Origin of the sequence: Nocardioides dokdonensis FR1436, from assembly GCF_001653335.1 — a bacterium.
GTDB lineage: Bacteria > Actinomycetota > Actinomycetes > Propionibacteriales > Nocardioidaceae > Nocardioides > Nocardioides dokdonensis.
Map to the genome: position 1 here is coordinate 2,529,356 of NZ_CP015079.1, position 15,102 is coordinate 2,544,457.

At 74.3% G+C, this 15,102-nt stretch carries 13 protein-coding genes; 8 read left to right on the forward strand and 5 right to left on the reverse strand.

The window, feature by feature from the left end:
* Positions 1–121: 121 nt before the first annotated feature.
* The 6 genes from I601_RS11980 to I601_RS12005 all read left to right on the forward strand — a co-directional run bounded on the left by I601_RS11980 (position 122) and on the right by I601_RS12005 (position 7,386).
* A complete protein-coding gene (locus I601_RS11980) occupies positions 122–1,219 on the forward strand; it encodes a prenyltransferase/squalene oxidase repeat-containing protein (RefSeq protein WP_068109929.1) in 1,098 nt (365 codons plus the stop codon).
* The gene (locus I601_RS11985) at positions 1,219–2,118 is read left to right on the forward strand and encodes a hypothetical protein (protein ID WP_068109933.1); all 900 of its coding nucleotides are present in this window, start codon (positions 1,219–1,221) and stop codon (positions 2,116–2,118) included. The genes I601_RS11980 and I601_RS11985 overlap by 1 nt, the downstream gene beginning before the upstream one ends.
* Positions 2,119–2,349: 231 nt before the next feature.
* Positions 2,350–3,843, forward strand: a complete 1,494-nt coding sequence (locus I601_RS11990) for a prenyltransferase/squalene oxidase repeat-containing protein (protein WP_068109936.1) — start codon at positions 2,350–2,352, stop codon at positions 3,841–3,843.
* Positions 3,840–4,958, forward strand: a complete 1,119-nt coding sequence (locus I601_RS11995; protein ID WP_068109939.1) for a CbiQ family ECF transporter T component — start codon at positions 3,840–3,842, stop codon at positions 4,956–4,958. The genes I601_RS11990 and I601_RS11995 overlap by 4 nt, the downstream gene beginning before the upstream one ends.
* Positions 4,955–6,553 carry an ABC transporter ATP-binding protein gene (locus tag I601_RS12000; RefSeq protein ID WP_068109942.1) on the forward strand — a complete coding sequence of 533 codons (1,599 nt, stop codon included), beginning with the start codon at positions 4,955–4,957 and terminating at the stop codon, positions 6,551–6,553. Before I601_RS11995 ends, I601_RS12000 begins: the two co-directional genes overlap by 4 nt.
* Positions 6,554–6,627: 74 nt before the next feature.
* Entirely contained in the window at positions 6,628–7,386 is a 759-nt protein-coding gene (locus tag I601_RS12005) for an ECF transporter S component (RefSeq protein WP_084528103.1), read from the forward strand.
* Here I601_RS12005 and I601_RS12010 read toward each other — a convergent pair.
* From I601_RS12010 to I601_RS12025, 4 genes are all read right to left on the reverse strand, one after another.
* On the reverse strand, positions 7,370–8,536 hold the full coding sequence (locus tag I601_RS12010; protein ID WP_068109946.1) for a PQQ-dependent sugar dehydrogenase: 1,167 nt from the start codon (positions 8,534–8,536) through the stop codon (positions 7,370–7,372). The two genes, I601_RS12005 and I601_RS12010, sit on opposite strands and share 17 nt — an antisense overlap.
* The gene (locus I601_RS12015) at positions 8,533–9,447 is read right to left on the reverse strand and encodes an alpha/beta fold hydrolase (protein ID WP_068109950.1); all 915 of its coding nucleotides are present in this window, start codon (positions 9,445–9,447) and stop codon (positions 8,533–8,535) included. The genes I601_RS12010 and I601_RS12015 overlap by 4 nt, the downstream gene beginning before the upstream one ends.
* 36 nt (positions 9,448–9,483) lie before the next feature.
* Entirely contained in the window at positions 9,484–9,699 is a 216-nt protein-coding gene (locus I601_RS12020) for a hypothetical protein (protein ID WP_068109953.1), read from the reverse strand.
* 94 nt (positions 9,700–9,793) lie between these two features.
* Positions 9,794–10,633: an EamA family transporter gene (locus tag I601_RS12025; RefSeq protein WP_237089625.1), complete on the reverse strand. Its 840-nt coding sequence runs from the start codon at positions 10,631–10,633 to the stop codon at positions 9,794–9,796.
* 93 nt (positions 10,634–10,726) lie between these two features.
* Here I601_RS12025 and I601_RS12030 point away from each other — a divergent pair, with 93 nt between their 5' ends.
* Positions 10,727–11,836, forward strand: coding sequence for a beta propeller repeat protein (locus tag I601_RS12030; RefSeq protein ID WP_068109958.1), 1,110 nt, complete (start codon positions 10,727–10,729; stop codon positions 11,834–11,836).
* A gap of 129 nt (positions 11,837–11,965) precedes the next feature.
* Positions 11,966–12,553, forward strand: a complete 588-nt coding sequence (locus I601_RS12035; RefSeq protein ID WP_084527525.1) for a hypothetical protein — start codon at positions 11,966–11,968, stop codon at positions 12,551–12,553.
* A 49-nt stretch (positions 12,554–12,602) separates the two neighbouring features.
* Here I601_RS12035 and I601_RS12040 read toward each other — a convergent pair whose 3' ends face one another.
* Complete coding sequence (locus tag I601_RS12040; protein ID WP_068114805.1) at positions 12,603–15,074, reverse strand: glycoside hydrolase family 65 protein; 2,472 nt, start codon at positions 15,072–15,074, stop codon at positions 12,603–12,605.
* Positions 15,075–15,102 lie beyond the last annotated feature (28 nt).

Below are 15,102 nucleotides of genomic sequence, written 5' to 3' on the forward strand. Positions count from 1 at the left end.
AGCGGTGAGCCGGAGCACCCACGTGTCGCGTACCGATCACACGCTGTCGAGGACCGCAGCGGTGACGTCCTCGCCGCGTGCGGGGTCGCCGCCGCTGCCTGCGCAGCGGAAAGGCACCCTCATGTCGCTCCGACTCACCCGTGGGGTGGCGCTCGTCGCCACCACCGCCGCCCTGGCGCTCGTCGCCACCACCACGCCGGCCGTCGCCGGCCCGGTCCGGGACCAGAAGCAGGCCTCGCGCTGGCTCTCGGGCCAGCTCACCGACGGCCTGGTCCACAACGACCAGTACGACTTCACCGACTACGGCCTGAGCGTCGACGTCGGGCTGGCCCTGCACGCCCAGGAGCGTCGGGGCGGCACGGTCACCGCGATCCGCGACGCGCTCGCCGGCGGGGTCGACAGCTACACCACCGGTGTCGACTGGGGCTCGGGCGACGTGTACGCCGGCGCCACCGCCAAGCTGACCTCGTTCGTGGCCCGGACGGACGGTGACCCCGCCTCCTTCGGCGGCGTCGACCTCGTCGAGCGGCTGGAGGGCCTGGTCTCCACCGAGGCCCCGACCACGGGTCGCCTCCAGGACGTCACCACCTCCGACGACTACGCCAACACCATCGGCCAGGCCTTCGCGGCCCAGGCGCTGGACGCGGTGGGCTCCGACGCGGCCGCCCCGGTGACGTCGTTCCTGCTGGACCAGCAGTGCGAGGCCGGCTACTTCCGGCTCGGGTTCTCCCGCAAGGACTCGGTCGACCAGACCTGCGACGGCGACCCGCGTGACGCCGGCAAGCCCGACCAGGGCGCCGACGTCACGGCACTCGTGCTGATCAGCCTCGACGCGCTCGAGAACCCCTCGGCGCAGGTGCAGGACGCCGTGGAGCGGGGCTCGGCGTGGCTAGCCGCCCAGCAGCGCAAGGGCGGCAGCTTCGACGACGGCTACGCCGGCAGCAACGCGAACAGCACCGGCCTCGCCGGCTGGGCGCTCGGCGAGACCGGACGCTGCGGCAAGGCCCAGAAGGCGGCCCGCTGGGTGCAGAAGCAGCAGGCGGGGAGTAAGGACAAGGCGCTGTCGGCGGACAAGGGCGTCATCGCCTACGACCGCAAGGCCCTCCTGACCGGCAGGAAGGACGGCATCGAGGTCACGACCCGCGACCAGTTCCGCCGCGCCACCGCCCAGGCAGCGCCCGCGCTGGACAACCTGCGCAAGAAGCAGTGCAAGGCCTGATGCCGGTGCTGCGCACCGCCGCGGCCGCGCTCGTCGTGGCCGGGGCGGGTGCGGTGCCGCTGGTGGTCGGCGCGTCGGGCGCCGAGGCGGCGACGTGCTCCGGCGCCGGGGGCATCTCGGTGGTCGTCGACTTCAACAGCCTCGGCGGCGCCGACCGCACCGGCTGCGTGACCGACAGGGGCGGCAGCAGCGCGGCCACCGTCCTCAGCGCGGCCGGGGTCGACCTGACCCGGGCCCGCAACCAGCCCGGCTTCGTCTGCCGGGTCGAGGCCGTCCCGGCCGACGACCCCTGCGTCAACGCCTCGCCCGCCGACGCCTACTGGTCGTTGTGGTGGTCGGACGGCTCCTCGGGCAGCTGGAGCTACGCGAGCCTGGGCGTCGACCAGCTGAAGATCCCCGAGGGCGGCTCGGTCGCGTTCGCCTGGGACGACCAGGAGGGTCAGGTCGCACCCGGTACGCCGCCGCCGACCAAGCCGAAGCCGGCACCGGCACCCTCCCCGGAGCCGACGACGAGCGCCCCGGCACCGACCGGCGCGACCGGCCCGGCCCCGAGCGCCCCGGCGGCGTCCACGGGCGCCGTGGAGGAGGAGGACGAGACCGGCACCAGCGGGTCCACCTCGTCGGGCAGCGCGGGGGAGAAGGACGGGAGCAGGAAGGGGAAGGCCGGCAAGGGCCAGGCCGACAAGGGCAGGTCCGAGAAGTCGGAGCGGGCCCCGTCCCCGACGCCGACCGCGGGATCGACCGCCTCCTCCGTAGACGACGACCTGACCGGCAGCGAGCCGGCCGCGGCACCGACCGACGATGCCGGCCTGCCGACCTGGGTCGCACCGGCGCTGCTGGGCGTGCTGGGGCTCGCCCTGGCCGGCGTGGCCGTCGTACGCCGTCGCCGCCGGCCCTGAGGGACGCATGCCGCCGTCGGGTGCCGGCGGCGGTATGCTCCTGGGACCAACCACCCACCGCGCACGCTGGGGGAAGCCGGTCGAAGTCCGGCGCTGACCCGCAACCGTAGGCCGCCTCGAGGCGGTGAGCCGGAGCACCCACGTGGGCGTACCGATCACACGCTGTCGAGGCCACAGCGGTGACGTCCCCGCTCCCCAGGGTCGCCGCCGCGTGCAGCGGAGAGGACCCCCGTGCAGAGCTGGAGGACCCGTCTCGCCGCCCTCGTCGCGGCCGCGACCGTGGTGGTCGCAGCGGTGCTGCTGTGGCCGAGCGGCACCGACGACCCCGACGAGTCCCAGGGCCCGCCGACGAGCGCCCCGGAGGCCGTCGAGCCCGGCCTGGCCGCCGACTGGTTGACCGCCCAGCTCACCGACGGGCTGGTGCACAACGACCAGTACGACATCGACGACCACGGACTGAGCATCGACGTGGCCCTGGCGCTGCACGCCCAGGGCGGCCACGACGCCACCGTCGAGGAGATCAGCGACGCGCTCGCGGGCGAGGTCGACGCCTACACCCGCGGCGGCACGAAGGACCTCTACTCGGGCTCCGTGGCCAAGCTGGCCTCGTTCGCGACCCGTACCGGCGCCGACCCGGGCTCGTTCGGCGGGGTGGACCTGCTCGAGCGGCTCGAGGGCCTCGTGAGCACCCGGCCCGTCTCGGCCGGTCGCTTCGAGGACCGCTCCGCGGCGGGCGACTTCGCCAACACCATCGGCCAGGCCTTCGGCGCGCACGCCCTCACCGAGGCCGGGTCGCCGCTGGCCGCGCCGGTGACGGCGTACCTGCTCGAGCAGCAGTGCGAGGGCGGCGGGTTCCGGCTCCTGCTCACCGAGGACAAGACCGCGCGGGACCAGTCCTGCGCCGCGGACGCAGCCACCCCGGAGGTCGACGCGACCGCGCTCGTGGTGCTGGCGCTCCTGGAGATCCGGGACCCCACGGACGAGGTGCTCGACGCCGTGGACGGCGCGCAGTCGTGGCTGCTCGAGCAGCAGCGGGCCGACGGCAGCCTGCCGGGCAGTGCCAACGCGACCGGGCTCGCCGGCTGGGTGTTCGGCAGGCTCGGCTCCTGCGACCCGGCGCAGCAGGCCGCCCAGTCGCTGGGCGACCTCCAGGTGCCGGCAGGGGAGCCCGAGGCGGGCGCCGTCGCCTACGCGCCGCCCGCTCTGGACGCCCTGCCCGCCTCGGGCCGCATCACCACCCGCGAGCGCGACCAGTGGCGACGGGCGACCGCGCAGGCGGCACCCGCCCTGGAGCACCTGCGACCGACCCGCTGCGAGGCGGGCGCCACGGCACTGCCGGGCTGCGACCCCGACACCGAGATCGCGGTGGTGGTCGAGTACCGCGACCTCGGCGGTCCCGATCGACCCGACCTGTCCAGCTGCGTCGCCAGCGACGCGGCCGTGGCGAGCGAGCTGCTGCTCGAGGCCGGCGTCGAGCTCACCACCGCGCGCACCGTGCCGGGCTTCGTGTGCCGCGTCGACGGCGTCCCGGCCGACGACCCGTGCGTGACCGCGGCTCCCGCCGACGCCTACTGGGGCGTGTGGTGGGCCGACGACGCGACCGGGTGGACGTACTCGACGCTCGGCGTGGACCAGCTCGAGGTCCCCGTCGGTGGGTCCGTCGCCATGGTCTGGGACGACGAGGAGGGCGACGTCGCCCCCGCGGGCGGGGCGGGCGCCCCATGAGCGGCGGCAACGCCAGGCTGCCCCGCGACCTGCACCCCGTCGCCTGGTGGGTCTGGGCGATCGGGCTGGCCGCCGCCGCCTCGGCGACCAGCAACCCGCTGAGCCTGCTCCTGCTCGTCGGCACCGCGGCGCTGGTCGTGGCGGCCCGCCGCTCCGACCAGCCGTGGGCGGGCTCGTTCCGCCTCTACCTGTGGCTGGGCCTGGCGATCGTGGTGATCCGGGTGCTGTTCCGCATCCTGCTCGGAGGCGGGTACGCCGCCGGCCCGGTGCTGCTGGACCTGCCCGAGATCCCGCTGCCCGACCTCGCGGCCGGCATCGTGCTGCTCGGGCCGCTCAGCTCGCAGGCCCTGCTCGCCGGTCTCTACGACGGGATGCGGCTGGCCACCATCGTGATCTGCATCGGTGCCGCCAACTCCCTGGCCAACCCCAAGCGGCTGCTGCGCTCGGTGCCGCCGGCGCTCTACGAGATCGGCACCGCCCTCGTGGTCGCGGTGACCGTGCTGCCCCAGCTCGCCGACTCGGTGCGCCGGGTCCGAGCCGCGCAGGGCCTGCGCGCAGGGGCCAGCAGCCGCACGGGGCTCGTGAGACGGTCGCTGGTTCCGGTCCTGGAGGACGCCCTCGACCGCTCGCTGGCGATGGCGGCCGGGATGGACGCCCGCGGCTACGGGCGCAGCCCGGAGCAGTCCCGCAGCGCCCGCCTGCTCACCGGGACCCTGATGGTCAGCGGGCTGATCGGGGTCTGCGTGGGCACCTACGCCGTCCTCGACAGCACCGCGCCGCGGGTGCTGGCCCTGCCGATGCTCGCCCTCGGCGTCCTGCTGGCCTTCGCCGGCCTGGCGAGCGCCGGTCGCCGGGTCGAGCGCACCCGCTACCGCCCGGACCGGTGGCGCTGGCCCGAGGTCGTCGTCGCCGTGGCCGGCGTCGGGGCCGGGGCCGCTGGCCTGTGGGTCGGACGCGCCCAGCTCGACATCGCCCACCCGCCGCTCGACGCGGTCCCGACCGTCAGCCTGGCTGTGCTCCTCGGGGCCGCACTGGCGCTCGCCGGTGGCCTGGCCGCGCCCGCCGCCCCGACCGCCCCGACTGCCCAGGTCCCTGCTCCGGCGGTGGCCGCATGATCGAGCTGCGGGGCATCAGCTTCGCCTACGACCCCGAGCAGGCGCCGGTCCTCGACCGGGTCGACCTGGCGGTCGGGGAGGGCGAGCTGGTGCTCGTCTCCGGCCCCACCGGGGTCGGCAAGTCCACGCTCCTGGGGGTCGTGACCGGCCTGGTGCCCCGCTTCTCCGGCGGCACGCTGGACGGTGACGTGCTGCTCGACGGCGCCAGCATCGTGCGCACCCCGCCCCGCGAGCGCGCCCACGCCATCGGCTACGTCGGGCAGGACCCGGCCCGCGGGTTCGTCACCGACACCGTCGAGGAGGAGCTCGCCTACGGCATGGAGCAGCTGGGCCTGCCCGCCGCGACGATGCGCCGCCGCGTCGAGGAGACCCTCGACCTGCTCGGCATCGCCGACCTGCGCGCCCGCGACCTGCGCAGCCTGTCGGGCGGGCAGCAGCAGCGGGTCGCCATCGGCGCGGTGCTGACGATGCACCCGCGCCTGCTCGTGCTCGACGAGCCGACCTCCGCGCTCGACCCGACCGCTGCCGAGGAGGTGCTGGCCACCCTCACCCGGCTCGTGCACGACCTGGGTGTCTCGGTGCTGCTGGCCGAGCACCGGCTCGAGCGGGTGGTGCCCTTCGCCGACACCATGTGCCTGCTGCCCGGGGACGGCCGGCTGCTGGTGGGGGAGCCCGCCGAGCTGCTGCGCACCTCGCCGGTGGCCCCGCCCATCGTCGAGCTGGGGCGCGCCGCCGGCTGGTCGCCGCTCCCGCTCAGCGTCCGCGAGGCGCGCCGGCTCGCGCGCGACCTGCGACCCCGGCTGAACGGCGTACCCGAGGAGGCGGTGGTGGTCGAGGCGCCCCGTGGCGCCGGGCTCCTCGCGCGCGGCGTCACCGTCGTCCACGGCGCCACCGTCGCGGTCCGCGAGGTCGACCTGCACCTGCCGCCGGGGCGGGTCACCGCGCTGATGGGGCGCAACGGGTCAGGCAAGTCGTCCCTGCTGTGGGCGCTGCAGGGCACCGGTCGGCGGTACGCCGGCAGCGTCGCCGTCGCCGGGACCGACCCCGCGGCGCTGGGTGCGACCGCCCGGCGGGCGCTGGTCGGGCTGCTGCCCCAGAACGCCGCGGACCTGCTCTACCTCGAGACGGTCGGCGAGGAGCTCGCCGCCGGGGACCCCGAGGGCTCTCCGGGCGCCTGTCGCGCGCTGCTGGACCGGCTGGTGCCGGGCATCGGCGACGAGGGCCACCCCCGCGACCTCTCCGAGGGGCAGCGGCTGGCGCTCGCGCTCGCGCTGGTCGTCGCCGCGCGACCGACGGTGGTGCTCCTCGACGAACCGACCCGGGGTCTGGACTACGCCGCGAAGCGTGAGCTGTCCCGGGTGCTGCGCGCGCTGGCCGCCGACGGGCACGCGGTCCTCGTGGCCACCCACGACGTCGAGTTCGTGGCCCTGGGCGCCGACGACGCCGTGGTGCTGGCCGAGGGCGAGGTCGTCTCCTCCGGTCCGGCCCGCCGGGTCGCGATCGAGTCGCCCGCCTTCGCCCCGCAGGTCACCAAGATCCTGGGGTCGCCGTGGCTGCGCGTCGACGAGGTCGTCGCCGCCCTGGAGCCGGTGTGAGCGCCGGCACCAGGGCCGTCCCCCTGAGCCGCCGCTCGGCGCTCGTGCTGTCCCTGGCCTCGCTGGCCGGGCTGATGATGCTGGCCTGGCCGCTGCTGCTCCGGGTGCCCGAGGGCACCCGGGTGGACCCGCCGTTCCTGTTCCTGGCGCTGCTGCCCGTGGTCGTGGCCGTCGTGCTGGCCGAGGTCAGCGAGGGCGGCCTCGATGCCCGGGTGCTCGCGGTGCTGGGTGTGCTCAGCGCCGTCAATGCGCTGGCCCGCGCCGTCTCGCCGGGCATCGCCGGCGTGGAGCTGGTCTTCTTCCTGCTCGTGCTCGGCGGCCGCGTCTTCGGTGCCGGGTTCGGCTTCGTGCTCGGCTGCACCAGCCTCTTCGCCTCGGCCCTGGTCACCGCCGGGGTGGGGCCCTGGCTGCCGTACCAAATGCTGGTCGCGGCGTGGGTCGGCATGGGGGCCGGGCTGCTGCCCCGTCGGGTTCACGGACGCGCCGAGATCGCGTTGCTGGTGGTCTACGGCATCGTCGCGGCGTACCTCTTCGGGGCCCTGATGAACCTGTCGGGCTGGCCGTTCCTGCTCGGTGTCGCGGTGCCCGGGCACGAGGGGGACCTGACCTACGTCGCCGGGGCGCCGGTGCTGGAGAACCTGCACCGCTTCCTGATCTACACGCTGCTGACCTCGACCGGGGGCTGGGACACGCTGCGCGCGGTGACGAACACCGTCGCCATCGTGCTGCTCGGGCCCTCGATCCTCGCCGTCCTGCGCCGCGCGGCCCGCCGGGCCACGGTGACCGGGCGGGTGAGCGCCCCTGCCCCGGTCCCGGTCAGGGACGGATCCTGAGGATCCGGTCGTCGTCGGCGTCAGGGGAGCCCCGGCCGTCGCGGTTGCTGGTGGTCACCCACAGCGACCCGTCGGGCGCCTCGGCCACGGTGCGCATCCGACCGTGCTCCCCGACGAAGTACGCCGTCGGCTCGCTGGCCGTGGCCCCGTCGCGGTCGACCTCGACGCGCCACAACCGCTCGCCCTGGAGCGCCGCGAGCCACAGGTGACCGGCTGCGAACGCCAGCCCCGACGGGGAGGCCTCGCCGGTCTCCCAGGTCAGCTGCGGATCGGTGTAGCCCTGCTCGGTCCCGCCGGTGCCCTCGACCTCGGGCCAGCCGTGGTCCTCGCCGCCCTCGACGAGGTTGAGCTCGTCGGCCTCGTCGGAGCCGAACTCCGAGGCCCACAACCGGTCAGCGACGAAGGCCAGGCCCTGCACGTTGCGGTGCCCCGACGAGAAGACCGGGCTGTCGGGCTCCGGGTTGCCGGGCGCGGGGTCGCCGCCGGCGGTGATCCGCAGGATCTTCCCGCCGAGGCTGTCGGGGTCCGGCGCCCGCGAGGGCTCGCCCGCGTCGCCGGTGGAGACGTAGAGGAAGCCGTCGGGGCCGAACTCGAGACGACCCCCGTCGTGGATGAACCCGTTGGGGATGCCGGTCAGCACCGGCTCCGTCTCGCCGAGCCGGGTGCCGCGCAGCCGGGCCCGCACCACGCGGTTGTCCTCGGCGGTGCTGACGTAGAGGTAGAGCAGCCGGTCCTCCTCGAAGTCGGGGGAGACCGCCACGCCGAGCAGCCCCGCCTCGCCCTCGGGGGCGGCCTCGTCGACGGTGCCGGCCTCGACGACACGGTGCTCCTCGCCCCGCAGCAGCAGCACCCGGCCGCTGTCGCGCTCGGTCACCACGGCATCGCCGTCGGGCATGAAGTCCAGCCCCCAGGGGACCTCGAGACCGGTCGCCACGGTGTCGAGCAGCCGCGGGTCGGACGTTGGAGCCTGGGGGGACGGCGAGGAGCCCGTCGGGTCCGGGGACGGCGTCGGGGTGGTCGGCAGCGGCGTACCGCTCGGGGTCGTCTCGATCATCCGCACGTCGGTCGTGTTGCCCTCCTCGAGGCAGCCGGACAGCAGCGGCACGCTGAGCGCGCAGCCGGTGAGGACGGCGACCAGGCGCCGGTTCACCCGACGCGCTCGAGGAAGTCGAGCAGCAGGGCGTGCAGCTCGTCAGGACGCTCCAGGGACAGGAAGTGGCTGCCCGGGAGCTCGTGGAAGGTGGCGTCCGGCAGGCGGGCGGCGGCGCTGGCCATGTCGCGGGCGCCGGCCAGGACGTCCCAGGTGCCGGCGACGAAGGCGGCGGGCACCCGGATCCGGCGCAGCGAGACCCGCGAGTGCTGGGAGGTGCGCAGCGCCAGGTGGAAGTACCAGTCCAGTGGCGTGGTGAGGAACTCGCGGACCGCCCTCGCCGCCATGTCGGGCTCGCTGACCGGCAGCATGAACCCGGTGTGGCTCAGCGCCGCGATGGTGCGCCGGCCCACGGGCAGGCGGGTGGAGATCGGGGTCAGCGCGGACCCGGCGTGCTTGGCGGCGTGCGCGAGGGTGACGGTGAGCGTGCGGACCACCGGGCGGGGCAGGCGCAGCGGGGCCAGCATCGTGGCGAAGGTGTCGCCCGGCACGCCCGCGACGGCGAACAGGCCGCTGACCCGCTCGGGGTGGTGCAGGGCCAGCTCGAACATGGCGTTCACGCCCATCGACCAGCCCATCAGCACCGCCCGGTCGATCCCGAAGGCGTCCATGACCGAGAGGCCGTCGTCGACGATGTCGGCGATGCCGCAGTGCTTGCGGTCCAGCGGCCGGTCGGAGCCGCCGACACCGCGGTGGTACCAGGACACGACACGCACGCCGCAGTCGGGACGCAGCAGCGCGGGCCAGGCGTAGGGGCTGGTGCCCAGGCCGTTGCAGAGCACCACTGTCGGGCCGCTCATGGTCTGGTCGGGGTCGTTGGTCCAGGCGCGCAGCCGGGTGCCGTCGTCGGAGAGCACGTCACGGAACGCGAGCGAGGGCGAGGTGCTGGTGCGGGCCTCGGAGGTCGGCATGCGCAGATTGTGCCCCACCGGCGCAGCGGCCGCGGATCAGTGGTGGTGCGCCTGGTCCTGCTCGAAGGAGTCGCGCCGGGCCTCGAGACGCTCGAGGTAGTCCTCGACCTCCTGCCGCTCGACCCGACGCCGCGTCGTGGCGGTGCAGGCCACCATGGCGTTGCGCTGGGCGCCGCGCTGCGAGTCCACCGGCCAACGGCGGGCAGCGCCGGCGAGGTCGAGGACCGGCAGGACGAGGCGAGCGATCAGCACGAGGGGGGCTCCAGGAGGTCGAGGAACCCCCGACAGTAGGACGCTTCCGTTGCCCGGGGGAGCCCGCGGCGTGACAGGTGCGTGAACACCCAGGTCAGTCGATCAGGGTGACCGGCCGCCGCTGGGAGCGGGTCGCGCCGATGCTCGCCAGCACCACGCACGCGACGGCGGCGTACTGCACCGCTCCGAGCAGCTCGCCGAGCACGACGATCCCGGCCAGGGCGGCCGCGGCCGGCTCGAGGCTCATCAGGATGCCGAAGACGGCCGGGCGCAGGCGGCGCAGCGCCACCAGCTCGCAGCTGTAGGGGATCACCGAGGACAGCAGGCCGACGGCGGCGCCGATGAGCAGGATGCGCGGGTCGAGCAGGTCGGTGCCGCCGACCCCGACCGCGAAGGGCATCAGCAGCAGGGCCGCCACGAGGCTGGCCAGCACCAGGCCGTCGACGCCCTCCCAGTGCCGCCCGGTCTCCGCGCTCAACAGGATGTAGGCCGCCCACGCGCCGCCGGCCAGGAGCGCGAAGCCGACCCCGGCCCAGGTCAGGTCGGCGCCGTCGAAGCCCAGGAGCGCCACGCCGAGCCCGGCCAGCGCGACCCACACGAGGTCTCGTGCGCGCCGGGAGCCGAGGACCGCGAGGCTGAGCGGGCCGATGAACTCGATCGTGACCGCGACGCCGAGCGGGATCCGCGCGAAGGACTGGTAGATGGCCCAGTTCATCAGTCCCAGGCTGAGCCCGAACGCGACGACCACCGCCCAGTCACGCCGGCTGCGACCGCGGACCCGGGGACGCACCACCAGGGCGAGCACCAGCACGCTGGAGGCCAGGCGCAGCCACACCATCGTGGTGGGCGCGATCTCGTCGAAGATCGACTTGGCGAAGCTCGCGCCCAGCTGCACCGAGGCGATGCCGACGAGGACCAGCCACACCGGTGACATCCCCAGTGGGAGGCGAGACGATGAGTTCACGTCGGCCATGCGGTCAACCTACGGGTAGGCCATGGACGACGAGGACATCGACGGAGGACGCAGATGACGGATCGGGCGGCGAGCAGGACGGTGCTGATGGTCGGCACCCGCAAAGGGCTCTGGATCGGGACGGCCGACGACCAGCGCGAGGAGTGGTCCTTCACCGGGCCGCACTTCGACATGCAGGAGGTCTACTCCTGCCTCGTCGACCCCCGCAGCAGCGACCAGGACGGGCGGCCGCGGCTGGTCGCGGGGGCGTCGTCGAGCTGGTTCGGCACCCAGGTGCACACCTCCGACGACCTCGGGACCGGGTGGCGGGCGGGCGCGCAGCCGCTGGCCTTCCCCGAGGACGTCGACGCCTCGGTGGAGCGCATCTGGCAGCTCAGCGCCGGCAGCGAGGCGGGGGTCCTGTGGGCCGGCACCGAGCCGGGCGCGGTCTTCCGCTCGCGCGACGACGGGGAGAGCTGGTCCCTGGAGCGTGCGCTGTGGGACCACCCGCACCGAACCCAGTGGTCCGCCGGGTTCGGCGGCCAGGCGTTCCACACCGTGCTGCCGCACCCCGACGACCCGGGGTCGGTGCTCACGGCACTGTCGACCGGCGGCGTCTACCGCAGCACCGACGACGGCGCCTCCTGGCACCCGCGCAACCAGGGCATCCGCGCCGAGTTCCTGCCCGAGGGCGAGCAGTACCCCGAGTTCGGCCAGTGCGTGCACAAGGTCGCGCGCCACCCCTCCCGCCCCGAGCGGCTCTTCGCCCAGAACCACGGCGGGGTCTACCGCTCCGACGACGAGGGCGGCACCTGGGAGTCCATCGCCGACGGGCTGCCCGCCGACTTCGGCTTCCCGGTCGTGGTCCACCCGCACGAGCCCGACACCCTCTACGTCTTCCCGCTCGGCGGCGCCGGCGGACGCTACCCACCCGAGGGTCGGGCCCGCGTGTGGTGCTCGCGCGACGCCGGGGCGAGCTGGACCGAGCTGGGGGAGGGCCTGCCCGACGGCTTCTTCGTCGGGGTCCTGCGCGACGCCATGTGTGCGGACGACCACGCCTCGGCCGGCCTCTACATCGGCGGCCGCAACGGCTCCGTCTGGGCCTCCGCCGACGCGGGGGAGACCTGGCGCAGCATCGTGACCGACCTGCCCGACGTCGTCTGCGTGCGCGCCGCCTCGTTCTAGGTCCGCCGGTGGAACCGGATCGATCCCGCGAGACACACATCGGACTCGGAGGCCGAGCACAGCCTCTACACAGGTTCGCTGGGGATGGTCGAGACCGAACGAACGACACGATCCCGACGAGGAGTCCTCATGAACAGATCCACCAACATCCGACGCGGCGTGGCCATCGGCATCGCCGGAGCAGGTCTGGCCGTGGGCGGACTCGGTATCGCTTCGGCGGCCGAGGACGGAGCCCAGTCCGAGAGCTCGACGCCCGCCGCGAGCTCCGCCACCGACACCGGTTCCGCCGAGCGCGGCGGACGCGATCGCGGTCACGGCCCGGGGCGCGGTCATGGGCCCGATGGCCCGGAGCTCGCCGAGGCCCTCGGCGTCAGTGAGACCGAGCTGAAGTCCGCGCTCGCGTCGGTCCGCGAGCAGCTCGAGCCGTCGCAGACCGACCGGTCCACGCCGCCGGCCGACGGCGAGCGCGAGGAGCGGCGCGGCCAGATGATCGACGCGCTCGCAGAAGAGCTCGGCCTTCCCGCAGCCGAGGTCACCTCGGCCTTCGAGGAGCTGCAGCAGGGTCTCGCGGAGGAGCGGCGTACCGGGCTGGGTGACCGGCTGGACGAAGCGGTCTCGGACGGCGACCTCACTGCCGGAGACCGGGCCTCGGTGCTGAAGGCCTTCGACGCCGGAGTGCTCGGTGGTGGGGCCGGGGGAGGCCACCGGGCTCGCTGAGCCCGCCGCCCCGGTGGGCCGGGCGCCCCCTGCGCACAGGGACGCCCGGTCAGATCGTGGGGGCCGGCACCCCCGCGGTGATCCGGCTGCCGTCGGCACGGGTGCCGCCGAGCTGCGGCCGCTCGTCGAGCGGGTGCGGGAGCCGGGTCCCGCGGGCGTCGAGGTCGATCTCGAGAGGTCGCTCGGCGCTCACCGTGTGCTCGGTGCCGCGCACGCTCAGGTGCACCGGACCGGTGCCCTCGACCATGGTGACCAGCAGCCGGGTCGCCGTCAGCTCGAGGCGCAGGCGGTGCTGCTGCCAGCGCAACGAGCAGCGCAGCACCGGGAAGGCGTCGGGCAGGCGCGGGTCGAAGGACAGCCGGCCGCCGTGGTCGCGCATCCCCGCGAAGCCGTTGACCAGCGCCGCCCACACCCCGCCCGCGGAGGCGATGTGCAGTCCGTCGTCGGTGTTGCCGTGCAGGTTGGCCAGGTCCACGTAGAGCGCGTTGCAGAAGTAGCTCCAGGCCGCGTCGGCGTAGCCCACCTCGGCCGCCACCACCGACTGGACCACCGCTGAGAGCGTCGAGTCGCCGGTGGTGATCGGGTCGTAGTACTCGAAGTCGGCGCGCTTCTCCTCCGCGGTGAAGCGGTCGCCCTGCAGGAAGAGCGCCAGGACCACGTCGGCCTGCTTGAGCACCTGGAAGCGGTAGATCACCAGCGGGTGGTAGTGCAGGAGCAGGGGGCGCAGCCGGTCCGGGGTCTGCGAGAGGTCCCACACCTCCCGGTCGAGGAACGCGTCGGCCTGCGGGTGGATGCCCAGGCCCTCGTCGAAGGGGATGTGCATGCCGGCGGCGCAGCGGGCCCACTCCTCGACCTCGTCGTCGCGCAGATCGAGGCGGGCGCAGATCTGCGTGAAGTCCTCGGGATGCTCGCGGCGCACCATGTCGACGGCGGCCACCGCCTGCTCGAGGTTGTCGCGGGCCATCACGTTGGTGAACAGGTTGTTGTTGACCACCGTCGTGTACTCGTCGGGGCCGGTCACGCCGTGGATGTGGAAGGACGGGGTGCCGTTGCTGCGCCAGAACCCGAGGTCGGCCCACATCCGGGAGGTCTCCACGAGGATGTCGATGCCGTCGCGCACCAGGAAGCCCACGTCGCCGGACGCCGCGACGTACTTGGTCAGCGCGTGCGCGACGTCGGCGTCGATGTGCACCTGGGCGGTGCCGGCGGCGTAGTAGGCCGAGGCCTCCTCGCCGTTGATGGTGCGCCAGGGGAAGAGGGCGCCGTTCTGGGCCATCTCGCGGGCCCGGTGCCGGGCGGCGGGCAGCATCCGGCTGCGGAAGTGCAGCAGGTTCCGGGCCAGGTGCGGCTGGGTGTAGGTCAGGAACGGCGCGACGTAGATCTCGCTGTCCCAGAAGTAGTGGCCCTCGTAGCCGGACCCCGTCACGCCCTTGGCGGGCACGCCCTGCTGGTCGGCGCGCGCGGTGGCCTGGGCCAGTGAGAACAGGTTGAAGCGGATCGCCTGCTGCACCGCGATCTGCTCGTCGTCGGCGTCCGGCGAGGTGACCTCGACGTCGGCGCCCGACCAGAAGTCGGCGTACCAGTCGCGCTGCTCGTCGAGGTAGTGGTCCAGGCCGTGACGTCGGGACCGGTCGAGGGTGCGCTCGCAACGGTCGGCCAGCTCGCGCACGGGGACACCGCGCGAGGTGTGGTAGGCCACGGTCTTCTGCAGCCGCACCGGCTGGCCCTCGGTCGCCTCGACGCGGAAGACCATCTTGGTCAGGTCGGCCTCGGCACGGCGCACGACCTCGCTGGGATCGGTGGTGGTGAGCTGGTGGTCGGCAGCCACTGCGATCGTCATCCGCGAGTTGGCACAGCTGTAGCCGAGCATCATCCGCTCGTCCTGGGCCGAGTGCAGCCGCGGCACGAGCACCCGGTCCTCGAACGCCGAGGCCTTGCGGGGGTCGATGCCCTCACCCATCGCCGCCCGCGGGTCGTGGTACTCGTCGGTGCCGTCCTGGCGGTTGAGCAGCTGCGACGAGATCGTGATCGGCGCGTCGCCCTCGAGCATCGTGACCGTCAGGCTCAGCAGCGCGAGGTGGCGCTGGGTCATCGAGACCATCCGGGTGGACTCGACCTTGACCCGCTTGCCCGACGGGGTGCGCCACACCAGGGAGCGGCGCAGCACGCCGTCGCGGAAGTCCAGCGAGCGCTCGTAGCGCTCGAGGTCGGCGGTGCCCAGGATCAGCGGCTCGTCGTCGACGTAGAGCTTCATCAGCTTGGCGTCGGGGACGTTGACGATCGTCTGCCCGGTCTGGGCGAAGCCGAAGGCGGACTCGGCGTGCCGGATCGGCCAGGTCTCGTGGAAGCCGTTGACGAAGGTGCCGTGGGCGTGCGCGTCACGGCCCTCCTCGGGGTTGGCACGCATGCCGAGGTAGCCGTTGGCCACGGCGAAGAGCGTCTCGGTGACCCCGAGATCCGCGGCGCGGTGGCCGCGCTCGACCAGGCGCCAGGGATGCACCGGGAAGCGGCCCCGGTCCATGGGGTCCTGGCCGCCGCCCAGCCTGTCG

What these genes read in the sequence shown, in the direction of transcription:
- I601_RS12005 (WP_084528103.1), top strand. Translation starts at nt 6,628, where the DNA reads ATGATGCTGGCCTGGCCGCTGCTGCTCCGGGTGCCCGAGGGCACCCGG.
- I601_RS12035 (WP_084527525.1), top strand. Translation starts at nt 11,966, where the DNA reads ATGAACAGATCCACCAACATCCGACGCGGCGTGGCCATCGGCATCGCC.
- I601_RS11995 (WP_068109939.1), top strand. Translation starts at nt 3,840, where the DNA reads ATGAGCGGCGGCAACGCCAGGCTGCCCCGCGACCTGCACCCCGTCGCC.
- I601_RS11980 (WP_068109929.1), top strand. Translation starts at nt 122, where the DNA reads ATGTCGCTCCGACTCACCCGTGGGGTGGCGCTCGTCGCCACCACCGCC.
- I601_RS12040 (WP_068114805.1), bottom strand. Translation starts at nt 15,074, where the DNA reads ATGGACCGGGGCCGCTTCCCGGTGCATCCCTGGCGCCTGGTCGAGCGC.
- I601_RS12030 (WP_068109958.1), top strand. Translation starts at nt 10,727, where the DNA reads ATGACGGATCGGGCGGCGAGCAGGACGGTGCTGATGGTCGGCACCCGC.
- I601_RS12015 (WP_068109950.1), bottom strand. Translation starts at nt 9,447, where the DNA reads ATGCCGACCTCCGAGGCCCGCACCAGCACCTCGCCCTCGCTCGCGTTC.
- I601_RS11985 (WP_068109933.1), top strand. Translation starts at nt 1,219, where the DNA reads ATGCCGGTGCTGCGCACCGCCGCGGCCGCGCTCGTCGTGGCCGGGGCG.
- I601_RS12000 (WP_068109942.1), top strand. Translation starts at nt 4,955, where the DNA reads ATGATCGAGCTGCGGGGCATCAGCTTCGCCTACGACCCCGAGCAGGCG.
- I601_RS12025 (WP_237089625.1), bottom strand. Translation starts at nt 10,633, where the DNA reads ATGTCACCGGTGTGGCTGGTCCTCGTCGGCATCGCCTCGGTGCAGCTG.